20 protein-coding genes and 2 pseudogenes are annotated in these 20,514 nt (G+C 53.3%); 11 read left to right on the forward strand and 11 right to left on the reverse strand.

The window, feature by feature from the left end:
- Nucleotides 1-32 precede the first annotated feature (32 nt).
- On the forward strand, nt 33-458 hold the full coding sequence (locus tag ACW44H_RS21065) for a MerR family transcriptional regulator (protein WP_035563000.1): 426 nt from the start codon (nt 33-35) through the stop codon (nt 456-458).
- On the opposite strand, the gene ACW44H_RS21070 is transcribed toward ACW44H_RS21065, so the two are convergent.
- From ACW44H_RS21070 to ACW44H_RS21115, 10 genes are all read right to left on the reverse strand, one after another.
- A complete protein-coding gene (locus ACW44H_RS21070) occupies nt 455-1,189 on the reverse strand; it encodes a sulfite exporter TauE/SafE family protein (protein WP_113271216.1) in 735 nt (244 codons plus the stop codon). The genes ACW44H_RS21065 and ACW44H_RS21070 overlap by 4 nt on opposite strands.
- Complete coding sequence (locus ACW44H_RS21075) at nt 1,190-1,732, reverse strand: protein-disulfide reductase DsbD domain-containing protein (RefSeq protein ID WP_022522186.1); 543 nt, start codon at nt 1,730-1,732, stop codon at nt 1,190-1,192.
- Nucleotides 1,729-2,541 carry a prolipoprotein diacylglyceryl transferase gene (gene lgt / locus ACW44H_RS21080; RefSeq protein WP_022522187.1) on the reverse strand — a complete coding sequence of 271 codons (813 nt, stop codon included), beginning with the start codon at nt 2,539-2,541 and terminating at the stop codon, nt 1,729-1,731. Before lgt ends, ACW44H_RS21075 begins: the two co-directional genes overlap by 4 nt.
- Before the next feature lie 68 nt (nt 2,542-2,609).
- Complete coding sequence (locus ACW44H_RS21085; protein WP_457509120.1) at nt 2,610-3,137, reverse strand: DsbE family thiol:disulfide interchange protein; 528 nt, start codon at nt 3,135-3,137, stop codon at nt 2,610-2,612.
- A 90-nt stretch (nt 3,138-3,227) separates the two neighbouring features.
- Nucleotides 3,228-3,905, reverse strand: a complete 678-nt coding sequence (locus tag ACW44H_RS21090) for a TVP38/TMEM64 family protein (protein ID WP_113271217.1) — start codon at nt 3,903-3,905, stop codon at nt 3,228-3,230.
- A 61-nt stretch (nt 3,906-3,966) separates the two neighbouring features.
- The gene (gene dsbG, locus ACW44H_RS21095) at nt 3,967-4,797 is read right to left on the reverse strand and encodes a thiol:disulfide interchange protein DsbG (protein ID WP_022522190.1); all 831 of its coding nucleotides are present in this window, start codon (nt 4,795-4,797) and stop codon (nt 3,967-3,969) included.
- Nucleotides 4,798-4,862: 65 nt separating this feature from the next.
- On the reverse strand, nt 4,863-4,988 hold the full coding sequence (locus ACW44H_RS21100) for a hypothetical protein (RefSeq protein WP_258955997.1): 126 nt from the start codon (nt 4,986-4,988) through the stop codon (nt 4,863-4,865).
- Nucleotides 4,989-5,021: 33 nt separating this feature from the next.
- A complete protein-coding gene (locus ACW44H_RS21105; protein ID WP_113271218.1) occupies nt 5,022-7,496 on the reverse strand; it encodes a heavy metal translocating P-type ATPase in 2,475 nt (824 codons plus the stop codon).
- An 81-nt stretch (nt 7,497-7,577) separates the two neighbouring features.
- A complete protein-coding gene (locus ACW44H_RS21110; RefSeq protein WP_113271219.1) occupies nt 7,578-7,985 on the reverse strand; it encodes a heavy metal-responsive transcriptional regulator in 408 nt (135 codons plus the stop codon).
- A 71-nt stretch (nt 7,986-8,056) separates the two neighbouring features.
- On the reverse strand, nt 8,057-8,692 hold the full coding sequence (locus tag ACW44H_RS21115; protein ID WP_008958491.1) for a peroxiredoxin: 636 nt from the start codon (nt 8,690-8,692) through the stop codon (nt 8,057-8,059).
- A 247-nt stretch (nt 8,693-8,939) separates the two neighbouring features.
- Between ACW44H_RS21115 and ACW44H_RS21120 the strand changes: the two genes are divergently transcribed.
- The 7 genes from ACW44H_RS21120 to ACW44H_RS21150 all read left to right on the forward strand — a co-directional run bounded on the left by ACW44H_RS21120 (nt 8,940) and on the right by ACW44H_RS21150 (nt 17,202).
- Complete coding sequence (locus tag ACW44H_RS21120) at nt 8,940-9,662, forward strand: cytochrome c biogenesis CcdA family protein (protein ID WP_035563023.1); 723 nt, start codon at nt 8,940-8,942, stop codon at nt 9,660-9,662.
- Between the two features lie 263 nt (nt 9,663-9,925).
- The gene (locus ACW44H_RS21125; protein ID WP_127063334.1) at nt 9,926-10,309 is read left to right on the forward strand and encodes a hypothetical protein; all 384 of its coding nucleotides are present in this window, start codon (nt 9,926-9,928) and stop codon (nt 10,307-10,309) included.
- Between the two features lie 99 nt (nt 10,310-10,408).
- Nucleotides 10,409-11,662, forward strand: coding sequence for a TolC family protein (locus tag ACW44H_RS21130; RefSeq protein WP_035564332.1), 1,254 nt, complete (start codon nt 10,409-10,411; stop codon nt 11,660-11,662).
- The gene (locus ACW44H_RS21135) at nt 11,659-13,116 is read left to right on the forward strand and encodes an efflux RND transporter periplasmic adaptor subunit (RefSeq protein WP_035564331.1); all 1,458 of its coding nucleotides are present in this window, start codon (nt 11,659-11,661) and stop codon (nt 13,114-13,116) included. Before ACW44H_RS21130 ends, ACW44H_RS21135 begins: the two co-directional genes overlap by 4 nt.
- On the forward strand, nt 13,113-16,268 hold the full coding sequence (locus ACW44H_RS21140) for an efflux RND transporter permease subunit (RefSeq protein ID WP_035564330.1): 3,156 nt from the start codon (nt 13,113-13,115) through the stop codon (nt 16,266-16,268). Before ACW44H_RS21135 ends, ACW44H_RS21140 begins: the two co-directional genes overlap by 4 nt.
- Complete coding sequence (locus tag ACW44H_RS21145) at nt 16,265-16,621, forward strand: copper-binding protein (RefSeq protein WP_035564328.1); 357 nt, start codon at nt 16,265-16,267, stop codon at nt 16,619-16,621. The genes ACW44H_RS21140 and ACW44H_RS21145 overlap by 4 nt, the downstream gene beginning before the upstream one ends.
- A 311-nt stretch (nt 16,622-16,932) precedes the next feature.
- Nucleotides 16,933-17,202, forward strand: coding sequence for a hypothetical protein (locus ACW44H_RS21150; RefSeq protein ID WP_127063333.1), 270 nt, complete (start codon nt 16,933-16,935; stop codon nt 17,200-17,202).
- Between the two features lie 7 nt (nt 17,203-17,209).
- Here ACW44H_RS21150 and ACW44H_RS21155 read toward each other — a convergent pair whose 3' ends face one another.
- On the reverse strand, nt 17,210-17,467 hold the full coding sequence (locus ACW44H_RS21155) for a hypothetical protein (RefSeq protein ID WP_127063332.1): 258 nt from the start codon (nt 17,465-17,467) through the stop codon (nt 17,210-17,212).
- Nucleotides 17,468-17,662: 195 nt separating this feature from the next.
- Here ACW44H_RS21155 and ACW44H_RS21160 point away from each other — a divergent pair.
- The 3 genes and pseudogenes from ACW44H_RS21160 to ACW44H_RS21170 form a co-directional block, all read left to right on the forward strand.
- A pseudogene (locus ACW44H_RS21160) lies at nt 17,663-18,917 on the forward strand (ISL3 family transposase).
- A 101-nt stretch (nt 18,918-19,018) separates the two neighbouring features.
- Nucleotides 19,019-19,435: a hypothetical protein gene (locus ACW44H_RS21165; RefSeq protein ID WP_146779550.1), complete on the forward strand. Its 417-nt coding sequence runs from the start codon at nt 19,019-19,021 to the stop codon at nt 19,433-19,435.
- A 165-nt stretch (nt 19,436-19,600) separates the two neighbouring features.
- Nucleotides 19,601-20,496: pseudogene (locus ACW44H_RS21170) on the forward strand (IS3 family transposase); the annotation flags it as partial.
- Between the last annotated feature and the right edge of the window lie 18 nt (nt 20,497-20,514).

Consider the following 20,514-nt stretch of genomic DNA (forward strand, 5'->3'; position numbering starts at 1 on the left):
CTGGCTACGAATAAACGAATGAGGATAAGCCAATGCGAGTCTCAGAGCTGGCTCAGACGGGAGGAGTAACGGCAGAAACGGTACGCCACTATACAAGGGAAGGGTTATTGCAACCGCACCGCGACCCGCGCAACGGTTATCAACTCTACGATGCAGAGTCCTTGGGGCGCCTACGTTTTATCGATTGCCTGCGTTCGCTGGGTGTTAGTCTTCCAGAGATCAAGCAAATATTATCTTGGGCGGATCAAGGCACTGCAGAGTTTATTGAACCAGTACCACTCGCCACTCAAAGGGGACGTCTTTACTTGCGGGCTCAAGAGTTCCAGGTGATAGCGCGCTGGATAGATAATATGAATCAAGACAAGATGACTGAAAGTTTCAGCCTGAAGGAGCTCATCGAATCGCTTGGATCTAGAAAATCAGACGTCGAGATTAATGATAAGCGAGGTCATCATTAATGTTGCGATGGGGTCATGGCACCGTGCGTATCCACCATCCCTATCATGGATTCCAAATACCAGAGTTGCCAGACGGCAAACGCAATAATTAGCAGCGCTGCTAGCGTACGAGTCGCAGGACTACGTATCCATATTGAGACGCGGCGCGCTGCCACACCGGTCGCTAGGACGGCAGGCAGGGTGCCGAGCCCGAAGGCCCCCATCATCGCGGCGGCACGCAATGGCTCGGCTACGGCCAGACTCCAGGCCAGCATCGAATAGATTAGCCCACAAGGCATCCAGCCCCATAGCGAGCCAAGTGCGAACGCTTGGGGCACTTTTACAACAGGCATCAAGCGACGTCCTATTGGTTCGATGCGGCGCCACAGAACGCGCCCTAGTGCCTCGATACGTAGCAAGCCCTTCCACCAGTTGGCGATATAAAGCGCCATCAGTATCAACATGACCGCCGCCAGGATACGCAATACCAGGGCGAAGCTGTCCAATGCATGGTTGAGCACGGAACCGAGCAGGGCCACCAAGGCACCCGCGATCATGTAGCTGCTGATACGGCCTAAATTATAGCCGAGCAACAGAGCTGCTAAACGGCTAGGTTGTCGCATGCTGGGGGGCACAGCAAAGGTCAGGGCACTCATGATGCCGCCACACATGCCGATACAGTGCGCGCCTCCCAGCAAGCCGAAGACGAAGGCCGCCGCCAGCGGCGGCAGGCTCAGGTCGGCGGGATTCATTTAAGGAGCGCCTTTGGTGCTATCCGCCGTACCAAGGGAGGGGCTGGTGGCGAAGGTCGCCGGAGGGGAGCCGTACGGTGAGATAAGTTCGACCTGTTCGGGTGGATAGCAAAGTCCTTGATCGGAACAGCCCTGAAAGGTCACCACGACGGCCAACGGTCCGATCACGGTCTCGCTCGCCTCGATGGGCGCACTCACCAACACCTGATTGTAGAAAACATTAATGTCCCCCAAAGATGCGTGCGACATTGGCTCACCAGGTGGCAAAGCCAGCTCTCCGAAATTGATACTTCGAGAGAGACTCTCAATCGCAAACTGATGCCGATGAAGGTAATAGTCTTCGGCGACGGTGAAACCGACATAAACCCGATCATCGTCTCGCCAAGCGGTGGTTCGGAAGGCTTCTGTAGCCGGTAGAAAGTCACGTTGCGTCGAACGGTTAAAAGGGGAGCTTTTGTCACCAACCCCAAATATCTCTTCACGTGCCGCTACCGGTGTGACTATAAAGAGTGCCACCATTAGAAAAGCGAAGACTTGTTTCATGAGTTTAACGCCGCCTTTGGCTTATCCACTGGCTGACGTCTGGACCAAGCGACCAGAGCAAAACCCGCTATGAGCATCGGTAGTGTCAACAGCTGCCCCATGGTCAACCAGCCAAAAGCGATGAATCCCAACTGAGGGTCTGGGAGGCGCACGAACTCCACGATGAAGCGAAAGGCTCCGTACAGAAGCAGGAACAACCCAGAGATGAGGCCTCGCTGACGCGGTCGGCGCGATAGCCACCACAGCACGGCAAACAACACGACACCTTCAAGGGCAAACTCGTAGAGAGCCGAAGGATGGCGTGGCTCTGGGCCCAGCTCCATCATGGATGGAAACACCATTGCCCAAGGTACATCACTAACTCTTCCCGGTAACTCGTGATTGATGAAGTTACCGAGGCGACCCGCTCCCAGGCCGATCGGGACTAACGGAGCAATGAAGTCAGTCAGTTGAATAAAAGCCAGTTGATGTTTGCGAGCAAACAGCCAGGCAGCCACTAATACACCGGCAAGGCCGCCATGAAAGCTCATGCCTCCTTCCCAGATTTTTAATAACCAAAGGGGGTTTGCTTGCAGTTGTTCGAGCCCGTAAAACAGCGCATAGCCAAGACGGCCGCCAACGATGATGCCGATGGCGCCGTAGAAGATCAGGTCGCCCATATCATCGTGGCTTAGGCCGAGTCGGTGGGCTCGATGCCGACCCAACCACCAAGCAGCGACTAGCCCGATGACATACATTAAGCCATACCAGTGGATCTGAAGAGGGCCTATGGCGATGGCGATCGGATCAATTTGAGGGTATTGCAACATATACCTTCCTTAACTTAGCGTTACAGATGGAGTCATTAATAAAAAAATAATGCGTTTTCATAACCGTTTTATCGTTTCCACTTCTCGACTTCTTGGATGACTCGCTCAACATCTTCAGACGTTATGTAACCTGTATGTTTGTAACGAATAGTGCCTTCGGTATCGACCAGATAGCTTTCTGGGGCGCCATACACACCTAGCTCAAAACCTAGGTTACCCTCTGGATCAAAGATGTTGACTTCAAAAGGGTTCCCGAACTCGTCAAGAAACTCGAGCCCCTTTGCCTGGGTATCCTTGTAGTTGATCCCAACCAAGCGGACGCCTCGCGCGGCTAAATCCAATAACTGCGGCATTTCATGTTTGCAAGTCGGACACCACTCTCCCCACACATTGACTAATGTCACCTTTCCTTTAAAAAGAGATTCATCAACGAGCCTTGAGGGGTCTTCCAGCGTTGTCAGGCTGAATGGCGGAAACGGCTGAGCTAACAAGGGTGAATCTCTGGCGCTAGGATCCATTGATAAGCCCTGATAAAAGAAAAAGCTCAAACCAAAAAAGCCCAATAGGGGTAAAAATAGCAATGTCCGAGATTTCACGTGTACGTCTCACAGGTAGTAGCGGGTAAGTGCCTGCTGAGCATTGTTAATGCTTACGAAAGTTGATTTAGAGCACTCGGTTGCTATCGGTCATGGCTGTCGAGCCCATAAGCGTTTCGCCAGCAGAGGCAGCAATGTAATGCCACTGATGAGAATCAGCGCGATTGTGAGGCCACGGGAGTCGGCCGTAATCAGCACTTCGCCGAACATGACGATTAGATACGCCGTGGGGATCACGCCGGCCAGTGTGGCGATCAAAAAGCGCCAGAAAGACAGGGGGGTGATACCTGCCGCATAGCTGACGGCATCAAACGAAAGGAAGGGCACCAATCGGGATGCAAAAACGATGAGCATCAAGCCTGTCTGAGAGCGCTCCTTTCCCAGCCAGTTGAGGATGGGCCGCGTACGCGGCCAGCGTTGCATCACTTCATAGCCGAGCAAACGAGCAATGCAGAAAGCGAGCAGAGCACCGGCTTCGGCACCGATAACGACATAGATCGTCCCCCAAACTGGGCCGTAAAGCGCACCAGCCACCATCGCAATTGGGCCACTGGGAATCGGGCTCATGACAATGGCCGCCATCATCATAAAGATGATGGCCAACGGCCCCCAGAAGCCCAGCCTATCAAGCCACTCACGCAAGGCCTGCTTGTCGGTCAAGACCGACAAGGCGCCGGTCTCCATCAGAATCCAATAAAGGGCCGCCAAGCCCATCAATAGAGTGAGCCCCAAAAAGAGCGTTTGCTTTACGCTAAGCTTGGTTGCCATGTGCATCTCAGTGGTCGTGATTGGGGAGACTCGCATCTCAGCCCTGTACCGTTATGGTGTATCATTCAACGCCCAATATTTCGCGAAACTGGTCGGTCGACACTGCGCCATTGATACGCTGAACTTTCCCGGCTTCATCACGGTAGTAGCTGGTCGGCGTTCCCGTAGCACCGGCCTCACGCATGATCTGGGCGTGATTTCTAAGAAGCGCTTGACTCTCCTCCGACGGCTCCACCGGCCTTATGCCGCCATTGCGAAATTCCAGTTCATGAGTTTCGAGAGCACTGGCCGGATTGTCGGATTCAAGGATTGCAGCAGCTTTGCGAAGACTGTCCTCTGATAGCACGCCGACCAGCACGTGACGAAGCTGTAACACGCCTTGCTCAATGAGCGGGCGCGAATTTTTCCAGAGTGCATTGCAGTAGGGGCAGTTGGGGTCTGTTAGTGTGTACACAATATGCGAAGCATCATCATTCCCCTCCGAGATAAAACGAGTGTTTTCAAACGCACTCCAGGTAGCTTCCAGCATGGGGTCCAGCACCAGAGCCTGAAGCTGGCTTTCCATAACGGCATTGCCCTGCGGGTCGATTAACGTACCAATGACGGCGTAGTCGGAAGAGGAGGAGATATAAGCTGCCATAGGCTCATTATCATAAGACAAGGCATAGCCTTGGAGACCGTCAGGCGCTTCGAAGCTGCCATGGAAGGTGAACCCTTGATCCACCAATGCGGTAATCGATTTGGGCAAGGGAGACTCAGTATTCGTGGCACTGCTGGCCTGACGACTCTCAGTGGCATCAGTACTTGCTTCCTGCGCCAACGCAGGCAACGTTATAAGACCTAACAGACCTGCAGCAGCTAGGCAATAAGTGATAGGTAGGATATATCTCATGGATGCTCTCTTTATTAGTTTCTGATCTACCCAAGGGGGACGATTGTATTCGGTTGCCAGCTTCATCACTTCTTATTAAAAAACAGGTATTTGATGAGCGCAGCAACACCAAGCCCCAGCGCAATAATCAACAAGATCGCTATTAGGCCCATCCCTGCCATACCCCACATGCAGCTTTCACTTCCCATCATTTTGAATTCCTCGTTAACACGACATTGTTTGGTTTAGGCGCGATGAACAGCATCGTTTGGACGTGGTGTGGCATTGCCGGTATCCGATGTGAAACGGCGTAGCCGCAACGAGTTAGTCAGCACAAAAACACTGGAAATGCTCATGGCCGCCGCCGCCAGCATGGGGCTGAGCAATACGCCGATGAACGGATAGAGCACGCCCGCCGCTACGGGGATTAGTGCTACGTTGTAGCCATAGGCCCAAACGAAATTGCCGATAATGGTCCGGTGGGTACGCTTGGAGAGCGCTGTGGCATTGACGATGCCTCGCAAATCGCCACTCATCAGCACCACATCGCCAGACTCGATGGCGATATCGGTACCAGTGCCGATCGCAATGCCCACGTCGGCCTGCGCTAACGCGGGAGCATCATTGATTCCATCTCCCACAAAAGCGACACGCTTGCCCTCCGCTTGGAGACGCCGGATCTCTGCCGCTTTCTGGTCGGGCAGCACCTCGGCGAGAACCTGCTGGATGCCAACCTGCCGTGCGATAGCATCGGCAGTAGCACGGTTATCGCCGGTGAGCATGGCCACGTCCAGCCCTTGCGCTTTGAGTGCTGCGATAGCCTCGGCAGAGCCTTCTTTAAGGGGATCCGCCACCGCGATGACTGCAGCAAGCTGACCGTCTACCGCGGCATAGAGTGGGCTCTTGGCGTTCTCGGCCAACACCTTGGCGCGTGTTTCTGCCTGGCCGAGGTTGATTTCCAGCCGACGCATGTAACGATCAGCTCCTACTTGCACCAAGTGGCCGTCGACCTCGGCTTCAATGCCGTAGCCAGGCTCGGCACTAAAGCGACTGACCGGGGGTAATTCCAGCCCACGGGCCTTGGCGCCCTGTACAATAGCCTCGGCGATGGGGTGCTCGCTTTGAGCTTCCACCGCCGCGACCAGTCGCAGCACTTCGTTTTCATGGCCGTTGATCGCTTCGAAGTCGGTCAGTTCGGGGCGCCCTTGGGTCAAAGTGCCGGTCTTGTCCAGTACCACCGTATTCATCTTGGCCAGCGTCTCAAGCGCCGCCCCTTTACGAAATAGCACTCCCATCTCGGCCCCTTTCCCGGTACTGACCATGATGGCCGTTGGGGTGGCCAGACCCATCGCACAGGGGCAGGCAATTAGCAGCACGCTAACGGTAGTGACGAAGGCAAAGGACAAAGACGGCGCCGGTCCGAAAGCGAACCAGAGTGCAAAGGTAATCGCGGCAATAACGATGACCACAGGAACAAACACACCAGCAACCTTGTCGGCTAATTGCTGAATGGGGGGCTTCTCCGCTTGGGCCGTTTCCACCATCTTGACGATCTGCGACAAGACGGTGTCGGCACCGACTCGCGTGGCCCGAAAGGTAAGTGCACCGTTCTTGTTGATAGTGCCACCGACGACTTCGGAACCCTTCTGTTTGACGACCGGCACTGGCTCACCGCTGATCATCGACTCATCAATGTAGGAGTGACCCTCCTCAACGATGCCATCGACTGGAACACGCTCCCCTGGGCGAACCAAAATACGATCGCCCGTGACGACGGCGTCGATAGGCAGCTCGACGGTTTCATCCTCGCGGATGACACGGGCAGTTTTCGCCTGTAATTGCAGAAGCTTCTTGATCGCCTCGGAAGTGCGACCTTTGGCAATGTGTTCAAAATAGCGACCGAGCAGAATTAGCGTCACAATGACCGCTGCCGCTTCGAAATAGCTCACGGCTGTTCCGACGGGGAAGAGCGCGGGCGCCAGCAAGGCGGCGACTGAATAGAAGTAGGCAGCGCTCGAGCCGATCATGACGAGGCTGTTCATGCCCGGATTAAAATGCCGGAGTTCGGCGAAGCCGGCACGATAGAAGCGTGCACCTGCATAAAACTGCACCGGTGTCGCCAATAACCACTCGACGCCCATCCAGGCGCGATGCGGCATTAGACTTGTTAACAGCGTGTCAAAAGCGGGAATCATTTTCCCCATGGCGATAATGACCACCGGAATCGTGAATATTGCCGCGAGCACGACTCGGCGGCGAAGCTCAGCTCTCTCCCGGTCCTCGCTGTCCGTCGGTGGCGGCGTATCGGTATCCTGTGGTTCATAGCCTGCCTCGCGGATGGCATGCTGAATACGCGTTAACGAAACGGCTCCCGGCAGGAAGCGAACGAAGGCCTTCTGGGTAGCAAGGTTAACACTCACTTCCACCATGCCGGGCAGCTTCGTTAGCGTTCGCTCTATCCGAGAGACACACGATCCACAACTCATGCCGGTGATGGGAATGTCGAGACTTTCCACCACAGGTTGATAGCCCGCTGTTTCAATGGCGTTGAGTAGGCTAGTGGTCGTGGTACCTGCTTCGACCTGGATAGCCGCCTTCTGGGTGGCGAGGTTCACTTGAGCGTTGATCACGCCTGGCTGCTGGCTGAGTGCACGTTCCACACGTCCAACACAGGAAGCACAGGACATACCACGAATCTCGATATCGACGTTTTGCGCCATAATGACGATCTCCCTGTTAATTTATCGACGACCTGATATGCGAGCTTGATTCCCCATGTTCGCTATCGAGAAAATGCCCGATCATTCAGTCTGCTCAGCGATAGCTTCAACAATCGGGCAGCCTTCCTGCATAGGCCCTGCGCCTGCACATTCGTCCAGTGTTTTCGATAATACGGCTTCAATCCGCGTGAGATGTTTGATCTGCTCTCGCACCTTGTGCAGCTTCTCGCTGGCGATGCGTTTAGCTTGCGCCCGGTCGCCATTAGCATCCTGAAGCATTAACAGCTCCCGAATCTCTTGCAGCGTGAAGCCCCACTGCTTGGCATGGACGATAAACTGCAACCGATCCACAGCTTCCAGTGGGTAACGCCGATAGTTGGCATCGGTCCTCCTCGGAGGAGGCATAAGTCTCTCTTTTTCGTAGAATCGAATCGCCTGGCTAGCGACCCCGCTTCGTTCGGCAAGCTCGCCGATACTTAGTGTTTGCATAGCGTTACCTCACGACATTATTAATCCAAGCTTCTGGCAGCCTGACTCAACGAATCTACCGGTCGGGGCTCCTATTGCTCCGGTTGGCGCACGACCCTAAGGTAGGGCGTCTTGGTGTTCCAGCCTTCGGGAAAGTGTTGCCTAGCGTCATCATTCGATAGCGATGGCGAGATGATGACATCGTCACCATTTTGCCAGTCAACGGGGGTGGCCACTTTGTGCTTGTCAGTTAGCTGAAGCGAATCGAGAACCCGCAGTATCTCGTCGACATTACGTCCTGTGCTGGGTGGATACGTCAAAGTGAGACGAATTTTCTTGTCAGAATCGATGATGAAGACCGTACGCACCGTCAGTTTGGGGTCGGCTTTGGGATGGATCATTCCATAAAGCTTCGCTACCACCTGATCTTCGTCAGCCAGCAAGGGGTAGTTCAGGGCCGTGCCCTGAGTCTGTTCAATATCCCCCGCCCAGTCGTGGTGAGAGCTGAGGGGATCCACCGAAACCCCAACCAGTTTGGCACCCCGCTGGGTGAATTCGTTCTTTCGCTTGGCAAACGCGCCCAGTTCTGTGGTGCATACTGGCGTAAAATCAGCGGGGTGCGAGAACAGCACCGCCCAGCTGTCGTCAAGCCATTGGTGAAAGTTGACCGTGCCTTGCGTGGATTCGATCGTGAAGTTTGGTGCTGTCTCGCCCAGTTGTAGCGCCATGGAAATGTCCTCATGTCATTCATTGAGTAGCCACCATAACTTTGAAGTCAACTTTAAGGTCAAGCCTGATGTGTAATATTTGCAGTTCGGTAGGAGACAAATAATTTGCCAATAAAGGTTGACCTTAAAGTAGCTGTAAGCCTTAAAATTCTTATGGCGCTAAAATGGACATGATAGGAGGTAGCACCATGGGATTGGTATCAATACCCTTGTTGGCTGTCTCCATAACTTAAGTTGCGATAACACATTGGAATCTCTCTCTTCCATCGGCTTGGTCGGCGCCTTTATCGGCGGATTGGTCTCCTTCTTCTCGCCCTGCACGCTGCCCCTGTTACCGGCCTACCTGTCGGTGGTCACAGGCGGTAGTGCCGGTAAAGCCGACAGGCGGTTAGAGGCATTGACCCTCAGTGCCTTCTTCGTCTTCGGCTTCAGCATCGTGTTCATCCTACTCGGGCTCGGCGCCAGTAGTATCGGGCAACTGATGCGAGGGTATCGTCAAGAATTCAACTGGGTTGCCGGCTCGGCGGTGATCGTGCTGGGCCTCTTCATGACCGGCGTGTTCCGGTTGCCGCTTTTCCAGCGTACCTTTCAGTTCACCCCCAATGTCCAGGGTGGCTCCCCGCTGTCGGCGACTGTGTTCGGGATCTCTTTTGCCATCGGTTGGACGCCTTGTATCGGCCCCATCCTGGGCGCCATCCTGATGGCCACGTCCAACGCTGCTAGTGCTCAGGCTGGAATGATATATCTCAGTGCCTACTCGGCTGGCCTAGCGCTACCTTTTCTTGCCAGCACTTTACTGATTAACCGATTCGCTCTGCATCGGCAAAGCCTAGGAAGGTGGAGCGCCTATGCTCGCCCCGTGGCGGGCACGATTGTGATCCTGATGGGCATCGCCATCGTTACGGGGTATATGACACGGCTTTCCAGTATCATGGTCGACCTTTTCCCCTCCCTGGCAACCTTGGGGTAGGCTAATTGTAAGTTGTTTAGTTTCTCCAAAATGAGGCTCTTAGCGAGGTGCTTATAACATTTACATTACCATTAATGACTATTTAATAGCTCTTTTTTCTGCATTACCTTTAACTTTTTTTACCAAAGTTTTGTATCTTTTTTGTTTTTTATTTTATAGATTTAATTTTCCTGAAAGCCTTTGTGAAAATGCCCTAAATGCACTGCAAAATACTGAAATAAAGCGTGATTATTGCTGCGCGATCATTTAGGAAGTCTTGTTATATGAGTCTTTTTTCAATAGAATGCCCGACTATGAAATTATATACCCGGTTTTTTATTGTATTTATTTTGAGTTTTGCACTTCCCGTAACGGGAACGGCGCAAACCCTTATGATGACCGGTTCTTTCTCCATGGATCATTCGAATGTTTACGTTACCCCGGAGTCTAGTTTCTCGGGGGACACCGAGCATGAATGCTGTTCGCAGCACGAACGAGATGACTTTGCCGACTGCAAGAGCGGCAAGGAATGTAAAACCAGCAGCCTGCTCCAGGTAGCTGTTATCAAAAGCCTGCCGTTTTCGCCCAGCCAGCTCCCTCTTGTGTTGGCAATAAATTTTGTGCGGTCCCTCGCACCAGATGCCGTTTGGCATCCTCCCCGCAGCTGATTCCTATTATGTAATGAATATCATCCGGCGCCCCTGAAGCTTTCGGATGGTCATCGCGTGCCTTTGGTTCGCGCTGGAACATAAACGGAATCAATCACCATGAAATACCGAATCAATTGGCTTCGTGCGTGCACGGCCGCCCTATTCGTCAGCTCGCTTGGCTTTCCTGGGTTGTCAGTCGCACTTACTTTGGAGCAAGCCTTGAATTTGGCTGAGCGTGAAGCTCCTTCGTTGGCTGCTCAAGCGGCCAATCAGCAGGCGACACGCAGTGCGGCCATCCCCGCCGGAGAACTGCCGGATCCCAAGTTGAGATTAGGACTGCAAAACACTCCCATTGAAGGCGAATCACGCTGGGAGCTTGGCAATGAGCCGATGACCATGCAGATGGTCGGTGTAATGCAGGAAGTCCCTAACCGTGATAAGCGCCGGGCACGAATTGATGCAGCGGATGCTGCTGCGACGGTCGCTGATGCGGAGCAGGCCATTGAGCTTCTTCAGGTACGCCAGGAAACAGCAGACGCCTGGATCACTACCTTAGCGATCGAGCGCAAGCTGGCCCTGTTCAAACAGCTTTATGCTGAAAACGAACTGTTTTCCCGAGCAGTAACAGCGCGGCTTGCCGGAGGACGTGGTCAGCTAGCTGACAGCATACTGCCGAAACAGGAAGCTGTATTGCTAGCGGATCAGGAGGACTTGTTACGGCGCAACGAAACAGCAGCCCGGGCCGCACTAAGCCGCTGGATTGGCCCGGCCGCCAGCCAGCCACTGACCGGTGGCTGGCCACAATGGCAGGACGATTTAGCTCATTACCAGTACAACCTGGAACGGCATCCGCAGTTGCTGGCATTCAATCCGATGACGCGTCAGGCACAGGCTGAAATTGCTGAAGCCGTCGCTGAGAAAACTCCTGATTGGGGCTGGGGCGTGGATTACCAGCGGCGCGGTCGTGATTTCGGCGATATGGTTAGCCTCAGCGTCAATTTTGATCTACCCGTATTTTCCGGTTCACGTCAAGATCCCATTATTGATTCTGAACGCTCTCGTCTGGCCCAGCTTGAAGCAGAACGAGAGGCAGTGTTGCGTAGGTACAACCAATCATTGGCAACTGATCTGGCTGAATACCAGCGGCTTGTTCAAAGCTTGGCTCGGCTTGAGCAGGCTTTGCTGCCGCTGGCTGAAGAGAAGGTGCGACTAGCTATGGCGGATTATCGTGCCGGTAGCGGTGAACTCATGGCCGTCATCAGTGCTCGGCAAGAGCTGGTTGAAACCCGCTTGCGCCGCGTTGATTTGGCTCGGGATCGCTCGTTAACCAATGCTCGCCTACATTTCGCTTTCGGAGATAACCAGCCATGATATTCAAAATCAAGCGACGAGCGTTGCTGATCGGCTGGCCCAGGGTTCTTGGATTTACAGGCCTTGTCGGACTTTCGTTGGCGACGTTGCCCGCTCACGCTCAGGCAGACGAACAGCAAGATAAAGAAGTGCTGTACTGGTACGACCCCATGTATCCCCAGCAGCGCTTCGACGAGCCTGGTCCATCGCCCTTCATGGATATGGATTTGGTGCCTCGTTATGCCGATGAAGGTGGCGATGGCGCCTCCATGTCAATCGACCCTGGCATTATGCAGAACCTGGGGATGCGTGTAGCTACCGTAACGCGTGAGTCTGTCAGTGAGATTGTTACCGCGGCTGGAATCCTGACATTTGATGAGCGTGATGTTGCCATAGTTCAGGCGCGTAGCGGCGGTTTCGTCGAGCGGGTTTATGGCCTAGCGCCGGAAGACGTAGTGGAAAAAGGGGCACCGTTGGCCGATTTTCTGGTGCCTGCGTGGGTCGCTGCACAGGAGGAGTATCTCGCCCTGCGCAGTTTGGACGAGCCACAACTTTTAGAGGCAGCTCACCAACGAATGCGCCTGGCAGGTATGCCGGCTGAGTACATTACGCAACTGGAACGTGGTGCAAAAGCGATATCAGTATGGACCGTCAGTAGCCCCATCAGCGGCGTGCTGCGAACGCTTGAGGTGCGCGAAGGTATGACGTTGCCTGCTGGCGCGCCGCTGGCGCGCATCAACGGCTTGGAAACCGTCTGGCTTGAAGTAGCGGTGCCCGAGTCTCAGATGAGCGTATTGGCAATGGGTCAACCTGTCGAAGCTAGGCTTCCAGCGTTTCCAGGTGAAGCGTTGCAAGGAACGATTGAGACTATCTTATCAGAAGCCAACCTGGACAGCCGAACAGTACGAGTCCGAATTGAGCTGCCTAATCCTGAGCAACGTCTGCGCCCTGGCATGACCGCTGAAGTAACGTTGACCCGCAGCGATGAGATGGCACTGGTCTTGCCCACCGAGGCTGTGATCCGCACCGGTCGGCGTACTCTTGTCATGGTGACTGAAGGAGAAGGTAAATATCGCCCGATAGAAGTACGAACTGGCCGTGAAGCTGGTGGTAAAACAGAAGTGCTTGAAGGGCTGGAGGAAAATCAGCAGGTAGTCGCTTCTGGTCAGTTCCTGCTTGACTCAGAAGCCAGTCTGCGCGGGTTAACTACCCAAATGAATCAGCCAGTATCGGCTCCTGAGCCTGCATTGCACGAGGCTGAAGGTACCATCATTACTTTGGAAGAGGGTGCGATTGTGCTATCTCACGGCCCCTTCAAAACACTTAATATGCCAGGTATGACAATGTCTTTTCCAATCGCAGAGGAGTCTTTGCTGCAAGACCTGGCTCAGGACGACAGGGTGCGTGTAGGCGTTAGCGAAAGTGATGAAGGGCTGGTGATTAAGCGAATCGAAAAACTGGGAGGCCAGTTATGATCGCAGCAATCATCCGTTGGTCGGTCGTCAACCGTTTTCTGGTGCTACTTGCCACGCTTTTTTCTGTGGCATGGGGCATTTGGTCAGTACAGAACACGGCGGTTGATGCACTACCGGATCTCTCTGATGTGCAGGTCATTATCCGTACGCCCTATGCTGGGCAGGCGCCACAGATCGTTGAGAATCAGGTTACTTACCCGTTGACAACCACCATGCTATCGGTGCCTGGGGCCAAAACGGTGCGGGGCTACTCATTCTTCGGTGATAGCTACGTCTATGTATTGTTTGACGACGATACCGATCTGTACTGGGCTCGCTCCCGAGTGCTTGAATATTTAAGTCAGGTACAAAGCCGGCTGCCGGCTGGTGTTGCCCCAACGCTAGGGCCTGATGCGACGGGGGTAGGCTGGATTTTCCAGTACGCACTGGTCGATCGCACCGGCGCCCATGACCTTTCGCAATTGCGCTCATTACAGGATTGGTTTCTGCGCTATGAGCTGAAGACACTGCCGAATGTTGCCGAGGTGGCACCAATCGGCGGAATGGTCAAACAGTACCAAGTGGTGCTTGATCCGGTGCGTATGGCTAATCGCAAAGTGACGCAGCAACAGGTTACCCAGGCAATTGACGCGGCCAATCGCGAAACGGGCGGTAGTGTGCTGGAGATGGGTGAGAGCGAGTTCATGGTGCGCGCCTCAGGCTATTTGGAGTCTCTTAATGATTTTCGCGACATCCCATTACGCCTGGAGAGTAGCGGTGTGCCGGTTACGTTGGGCGATGTAGCGCATGTCCAGTTAGGCCCGGAGATGCGCCGCGGCATTGCCGAACTCAACGGCGAAGGTGAAGTAGTTGGCGGCGTGGTAATTCTGCGCAGCGGCAAGAACGCCCGCGAAACCATCACGGCGGTGAAGGACAAATTGCAGGAGCTGAAGAAGAGCCTGCCTGACGGGGTGGAGATCGTCACCACCTACGACCGCAGCACCCTGATAGACAGCGCAGTGAAGAATCTTAGTTACAAGCTGCTTGAAGAGTTCATCATAGTTGCACTGGTTTGCCTGATTTTTCTTTGGCATTTTCGTTCTTCGCTGGTAGCGATTGTTTCGCTACCGGTGGGCATCCTTATCGCCTTTATCATTATGCAGCGCCAAGGGGTCAACGCCAATATTATGTCGTTGGGCGGGATCGCCATCGCCATCGGCGCGATGGTCGATGCGGCTATCGTGATGATTGAGAATGCACACAAGCACATCGAAGCCTGGCACAAGAAGCACCCAGACAAGGTGCTTAAGGGTGAAGCGCACTGGAAAGTCATTACTGATGCGTCGATTGAAGTGGGGCCGGCACTGTTTTTCAGCCTGTTGATCATCACCCTCTCGTTCATTCCGGTCTTTACGCTGGAAGCCCAGGAGGGGCGGTTGTTCGGCCCATTAGCTTTCACCAAAACCTATGCCATGGCAGCAGCAGCGGGCCTTTCGATTACATTGGTCCCGGTTCTGATGGGCTACTGGATTCGCGGCAAAATTCCGGATGAGCATCGCAACCCGATCAACCGTGGACTGATCTGGATCTACCAGCCGGCCCTTGAAGCGGTATTGCGATGGCCGAAGTCCACATTGCTGGTAGCATTGCTAGTGTTTCTGACTGTTCTTTGGCCGGCCTCGCGACTCGGCGGAGAGTTCTTACCGCCGCTTGACGAGGGAGACTTGCTCTATATGCCAACAGCGTTACCGAGCCTTTCGGTTCAGAAGGCCTCGGAGCTGTTGCAACAGACTGATCGGATGATCAAGTCGGTGCCGGAAGTTGAGCGGGTATTCGGCAAGGCCGGCCGCGCTGATACCGCGACCGACCCAGCGCCGTTAACTATGTTCGAGACCACTATCCAGTTCAAACCGAAAGACCAGTGGCGACCGGGCATGACACCGGAAAAACTGATGATTGAGCTGGACCAGGCGGTGCAGGTTCCGGGTCTGGCTAACTTGTGGATTCCACCAATCCGTAACCGCATTGATATGCTTGCCACCGGTATAAAAAGCCCCATAGGTGTCAAAGTATACGGCTCGGATCTGGTGCAAATCGATAAAATCACCCAGTCAGTGGAACGGATCGCCCAGACTATCCCAGGGGTAAGTTCCGCAGTCGCTGAACGCCTCACGGGCGGGCGTTACATTGATGTCGACATTGAACGCAGCTCAGCAGCACGTTACGGGCTGAACATCTCCGACGTTCAATCCATCGTTGCTGGTGCGGTTGGTGGCGCGAATATTGGTGAAACCGTAGAAGGACTGGCGCGCTATCCGATCAGCCTGCGCTATCCGCGCGAATGGCGTGACTCACTGGACGACCTGCGCAATTTGCCTATCTATACTCCTCAAGGCAGCCAGATCACATTAGGCACCGTGGCGCAAATCAAGGTCACCGACGGCCCGCCCATGTTGAAGAGCGAAAACGCCCGCCTGACAGGCTGGGTCTATGTCGACGTTCGCGACCGAGACATGGCCACGGTAGTGAAAGATATTCGTGCCAAGATCAATGATGAAATAGAGCTCGAGTCCGGCATGAGTATTCGTTATTCAGGCCAATTTGAATTCATGGAACGAGCCAACGCGAAACTCAAACTGGTGGTGCCAGCAACGATAGTCATCATCTTCGTGTTGCTTTATTTGATATTTAAACGCTTTAGCGAAGCGCTATTGATTCTGGCTACCCTTCCGTTCGCCCTTACAGGCGGGGTCTGGATACTGTATTTGCTCGATTACAATTTATCGGTCGCCACGGGTATCGGCTTCATTGCTCTGGCTGGAGTCTCTGCTGAGTTTGGTGTGATTATGTTGTTGTATCTGACCAACGCCTGGGTCGAGCGCAATAAAGCCGGTCATTTTGACGAACCAGCACTTTTTGGGGCGATCCGTGAGGGAGCCGTGCAGCGCGTTCGGCCTAAGGTGATGACCGTGGCAGTTATTATCGCCGGTTTGCTACCGATACTGCTAGGGAGTGGAACCGGAAGCGAGATTATGAGCCGCATCGCTGCGCCTATGGTCGGAGGGATGATCACTGCCCCACTACTGTCTTTGTTTGTCCTCCCAGCGGCTTATCTATTGATGAGACGCCGATCTATTCACCTAACCCATCCAACCTCTGGAGAAACACGATGAGAACCAAACTCGCATTAATGATAACCCTCGCGATAGCTCCTGCCGCTTTTGCTGGCGACATGAACGCGATGGAGCACGATCAGGATACTGCGATGGATAACATGCAGATGGATCAGAACGACGCTGCAGCTGAGATAGCCAAGGCTGCCGGCACCATACGTAAGATAAATATGGAGAAAGGAACCGTTACCATTGCTCATGGTCCGGTGCCAGAGCTCGAATGGCCGGCCATGACAATGGGGTTCAAGGCTACGCCTGAGCAGCTTATGAATCTCAAGGAAGGCGATGAGGTCGAGTTTGAATTCACGTCCAAGGGCATGGATTCGGTGATTACCTCAATTAACAGCGATTAGAACAATGCCGAATGACCACCGCTAAGGGGTGGCCACTCAGCAGCTTTTAGAAAGATGCAATTTGGTTAGACAAAAAACTACACCGCCATTGCTTGTTAATGTATTTAACCTGCCATTGATATCAATGGTAATTAATTTTTTTATAAAAAATTTAATGATTTTGAATTTCAGAGCACAGAGTGGTGTGAGAAAAACGGCGCTTAAAATTAACGTTACTGTAACGTTTAAATATAAGGCGGCTATAGGTAAAATAAGGAGATAGTTATGTTATTTAATAATCTAGCGAAAAAATGTGCTTAGTAGGTCTTTGCATGGGTATCACTGCAAGCCCGCTGGTGTTCGCCAATAACTCAATAGAGCTAAACAAAGATTGCTCTGCAGGGCATGCGGTAATTGTTAAGCCACAATCTCAGACTTCGTTGAGAACTGATGCGTTTACTAAAAATGATCTTTTATACGATAAAGGAAATCGTCAGTCGGATCAGAGGTTTATGGAAAAAATTACTGGAAGCTCATCAAATGTAGTCAGCTATAAACCGGAAGATTTGTTCCATGATGTGGGGGACGGCATTCGCTGGTAGTTAATAATTAGTAGGTAACATGCAGTTCATAGCTGTTATTATCATTTTTCTTAGCACCTCCCCTTGAGCTACCTGTCACATCAATCTGGTATTTCCCCGGTTGTAGCTGACTAACAAGTTCGAAGTGCCCCCGTGTGCTAGAAGCTTCTGCTTCTTGCTGTCCTACCTCGTTGAGTAGAACAGCTGAAATACGGTTGCCAGTACTGGTAAAGCCTGGAAAGTGATCACTATCCACTTTCAGCGTAGTCGCTTGTTCAATGTTCATATTGAAACGCTTGGGTTGCCCCTGGGCAAGCAGCTGTGTAGAAGACACTCCTCTTTCTAGTAAGGGCAGATCCTGGGTTGTATTCCCGAAGTTAGCCCATACAGATGTTGAAAAAATGGCTCTTCGACGCTGAGTGTGGAATTCATGCCCTGAGCTAGGCCAGAATATAGTCTCCACAACGACAGTAGGTATGACATGGACGGCACCCAAATTCTGACTCTCGGCCTGGGCTTGGAAGCGCCCTGGATCCTCAAGAACCAGCACCTGGATACCGCCGTGTCGCCCCACCGACTGGATCTCTATGTCGAGGCGGAGCGCGGTAGTCTCTACCCCTGTCCGGAGTGCGGTAAGGCCTGTCAAGCTCACGACTTTGCCGACAAAACCTGGCGGCATTTGAACTTCTTTCAGCATCACTGTTACCTGCATGCTCGCGTGCCTCGCACGAAGTGTCCTGAACATGGCGTCAAACGCATAGAAGTGCCCTGGGCGCGGCCGGGCAGCGACTTCACCCTGCTGTTTGAGCAAGCGGCCATGTCACTGGTCAAAGAGATGCCGGTGCTGGCCGTCTCGCCAGTTGGAGATTTCCGACAAACGACTATGGCGCATCGTGCATCACTACGTAGGCCGAATGCTGGGGGAACTGGATCTGTCCCGGGTGGCGACGGTCGGCGTGTACGAAACCGCGTCCCGGCGCGGCCATCGCTATGTCCCGGTATTCCTCGACATGCAGTGCAAGCAGGCACCGGTGATCTTCGCTGTTCCAGGCTGCGGCAAGGATGCCATCCAAGCATTTAGCGCCTTCCTGACAACCCATGGCGGCAATACGGACAATGTGGTCGAGGTAGTCTGCGACATGTCGCCCGCCTTCCTTAGCGGCATCACCAAGCACCTTCCCAAGGCAGAGGTAACGGTCGACTGGTTCCATATCGTGCAGACCTTTACCAAGCGGCTGGACGAGGTCCGCAAGAAAGAGCGCCGCGAGCAGGAACACCCTAAATCGCTGCGCTGGGCACTGCTGAAAAATCTGGACAACGAGAACCTGAGACCTAAACAGTTGGCGGCGCTCCAGGAGTTGGTAGCCGATCAGAGCGCCACGGCCGATGCCTGGATAATCAAGGAAAAGCTACGCTGGATCCAGAAGGCCCCAACGCCCAGAGCGGCTCGGTGGCGCATCACGAACTACCTCAAAGTTATGCAAGCGGCGGTTTCTGAAAAGTCACTACTGAAGCCGATGGGAAAGGCCTTGGTGACACTTGAGCGGCACGCGGAAGCAGTGGTTAGGCGCTGGCACTCGGGACTGACGAACGCAAGACTGGAAGGGATGAACGGCCTGTTTCAGGCGGCTCGGTCACGCGCACGTGGCTATCGGAACGAGGCTAACTTCATCGCCATGATCTATCTGATTGGCAGCCCGGCGGGCCGCCTATTCGATCAGGCTAAATCCACATGAAGTGACGAAGAACTTTTTTTGCTAAAAAACCACTAAATTCAGCTTCAATTCATACTCTAAGGTTATTATTAAATTGTAAATAACCAACGGAGTAAACCACCATGAAAATTAAAGCAATTGTTTTTAGTGCAGTAGTAGCAAGTATCCTCTCTACACCTGTATTAGCGAGCTTAGGCAATACAACACAGGATCTTCCCTTACTAGAAAGAGGCGTATCTTCTACACAGATGCTTGCTCAGGGGCAATCGAAGCGTTTCAATATTAACATTGAACAAGCGACTACACTGAAAGTAGTGAGTGAGCACTTTCCAGGATTTACCAGCACTGGCAACCGCATTTCAGCTGTTCTTTATAATGAGGCGGGACAGCAGGTAGCAGAAGCTTCCAGCCCACGGGGGCACTTCGAACTTATTCGTCAGCTGCAACCTGGAAATTATCAGCTTGAGGTGAGTGGTAGCTCATTGGGAGGTAATAACCAAAGTGACAGTAACCGTTATGAACTACATGTCGCCTATTGATATCCTTTAGTCTTGACATGAATTAAGAAGGTCAGCCATGAGCTGACCTTTTTTATGAAAAACTAGTATCTCGGCAAACAAATTCAGCTTTAATTCAGGAGTTTTTGATCCTGCCCAGTAACGGTGGACACCTCAAGAACGTCATACGTTACGATGAGGTGAACCATGGCAAGATCGACAACATCAATGAAGAAAAAATCATATACCCGTTACTCAGATGCCTACCGGCAAGAAGCCTTAGCGCTTGCGGATCGCATTGGCGTTGCAGCAGCGGCGCGTGAGCTGGGAATACACGCGAGTCAGCTCTATCAGTGGCGATCTAAAGCACAGCTGCAGCAAGACACATCCGAGCGAGAGCGGTCGTTGGCAGAAGAAAACGCCCGCTTGAAGCGCCAACTAGCCGAGGCAAATGAAGAGCTGGCCATCACAAAAAAGGCCGCGGTGTACTTTGCGAAAAGCCTGAAGTGAAGTACGCCTTTATCCACCGTCATCGTCAGGCGTTCAGTATTCAGCGTATGTGCCATGTTGTCGGGGTCGCTCGGAGTGGCTACTACGCTTGGCGGCAACGCGAAGGCGCATCGTCCCCAAAACGCAGCCAGCAAGCCATTATCGATCAGCATGTGGCCAAGGCTTATCACCAACGCAAAGGCCGCTCAGGCGCCCCGAGACTAACGCTAGACCTGCGAGATGATGGGATGCCGATCAACCGTAAGACGGTGGCTGCCAGCTTACAGCGTCAGGGCCTGCGCGCTAAAGCAGCTCGTAAGTTCAAGGCCACCACGAACTCACGGCATTCGCTGCCAGTCGCACCGAATCTACTAGAACAAAACTTCACGGCCTCAGCTCCTAATCAAAAGTGGGTGGGTGACATTACCTACTTGGCGACGGGCGAAGGCTGGCTTTACCTGGCAGTGCTCATTGATCTTTACTCTCGTAAAGTGGTCGGTTGGGCAATGAGTGAGCGTATGACGGCCGATCTTGTCTGTGACGCGCTACAGATGGCGCTATGGAGACGCAAAATGCCCAAAGGCGTGATAGTCCATTCGGATCGAGGTAGTCAGCTTAGGTTCAAGGGGCCG

The sequence above is a fragment of the Vreelandella sulfidaeris Esulfide1 genome (assembly GCF_054072535.1).

Excerpts from the sequence above, each read along its gene's own strand:
- ACW44H_RS21065 (WP_035563000.1), top strand. The coding sequence starts at position 33 with ATGCGAGTCTCAGAGCTGGCTCAGACGGGAGGAGTAACGGCAGAAACG.
- ACW44H_RS21070 (WP_113271216.1), bottom strand. The coding sequence starts at position 1,189 with ATGAATCCCGCCGACCTGAGCCTGCCGCCGCTGGCGGCGGCCTTCGTC.
- ACW44H_RS21075 (WP_022522186.1), bottom strand. The coding sequence starts at position 1,732 with ATGAAACAAGTCTTCGCTTTTCTAATGGTGGCACTCTTTATAGTCACA.
- lgt (WP_022522187.1), bottom strand. The coding sequence starts at position 2,541 with ATGTTGCAATACCCTCAAATTGATCCGATCGCCATCGCCATAGGCCCT.
- ACW44H_RS21090 (WP_113271217.1), bottom strand. The coding sequence starts at position 3,905 with ATGGCAACCAAGCTTAGCGTAAAGCAAACGCTCTTTTTGGGGCTCACT.
- dsbG (WP_022522190.1), bottom strand. The coding sequence starts at position 4,797 with ATGAGATATATCCTACCTATCACTTATTGCCTAGCTGCTGCAGGTCTG.
- ACW44H_RS21100 (WP_258955997.1), bottom strand. The coding sequence starts at position 4,988 with ATGATGGGAAGTGAAAGCTGCATGTGGGGTATGGCAGGGATGGGCCTA.
- ACW44H_RS21105 (WP_113271218.1), bottom strand. The coding sequence starts at position 7,496 with ATGGCGCAAAACGTCGATATCGAGATTCGTGGTATGTCCTGTGCTTCC.
- ACW44H_RS21110 (WP_113271219.1), bottom strand. The coding sequence starts at position 7,985 with ATGCAAACACTAAGTATCGGCGAGCTTGCCGAACGAAGCGGGGTCGCT.
- ACW44H_RS21115 (WP_008958491.1), bottom strand. The coding sequence starts at position 8,692 with ATGGCGCTACAACTGGGCGAGACAGCACCAAACTTCACGATCGAATCC.
- ACW44H_RS21125 (WP_127063334.1), top strand. The coding sequence starts at position 9,926 with ATGAGTCTTTTTTCAATAGAATGCCCGACTATGAAATTATATACCCGG.
- ACW44H_RS21130 (WP_035564332.1), top strand. The coding sequence starts at position 10,409 with ATGAAATACCGAATCAATTGGCTTCGTGCGTGCACGGCCGCCCTATTC.
- ACW44H_RS21135 (WP_035564331.1), top strand. The coding sequence starts at position 11,659 with ATGATATTCAAAATCAAGCGACGAGCGTTGCTGATCGGCTGGCCCAGG.
- ACW44H_RS21140 (WP_035564330.1), top strand. The coding sequence starts at position 13,113 with ATGATCGCAGCAATCATCCGTTGGTCGGTCGTCAACCGTTTTCTGGTG.
- ACW44H_RS21145 (WP_035564328.1), top strand. The coding sequence starts at position 16,265 with ATGAGAACCAAACTCGCATTAATGATAACCCTCGCGATAGCTCCTGCC.
- ACW44H_RS21150 (WP_127063333.1), top strand. The coding sequence starts at position 16,933 with ATGGGTATCACTGCAAGCCCGCTGGTGTTCGCCAATAACTCAATAGAG.
- ACW44H_RS21155 (WP_127063332.1), bottom strand. The coding sequence starts at position 17,467 with ATGAACATTGAACAAGCGACTACGCTGAAAGTGGATAGTGATCACTTT.
- ACW44H_RS21165 (WP_146779550.1), top strand. The coding sequence starts at position 19,019 with ATGAAAATTAAAGCAATTGTTTTTAGTGCAGTAGTAGCAAGTATCCTC.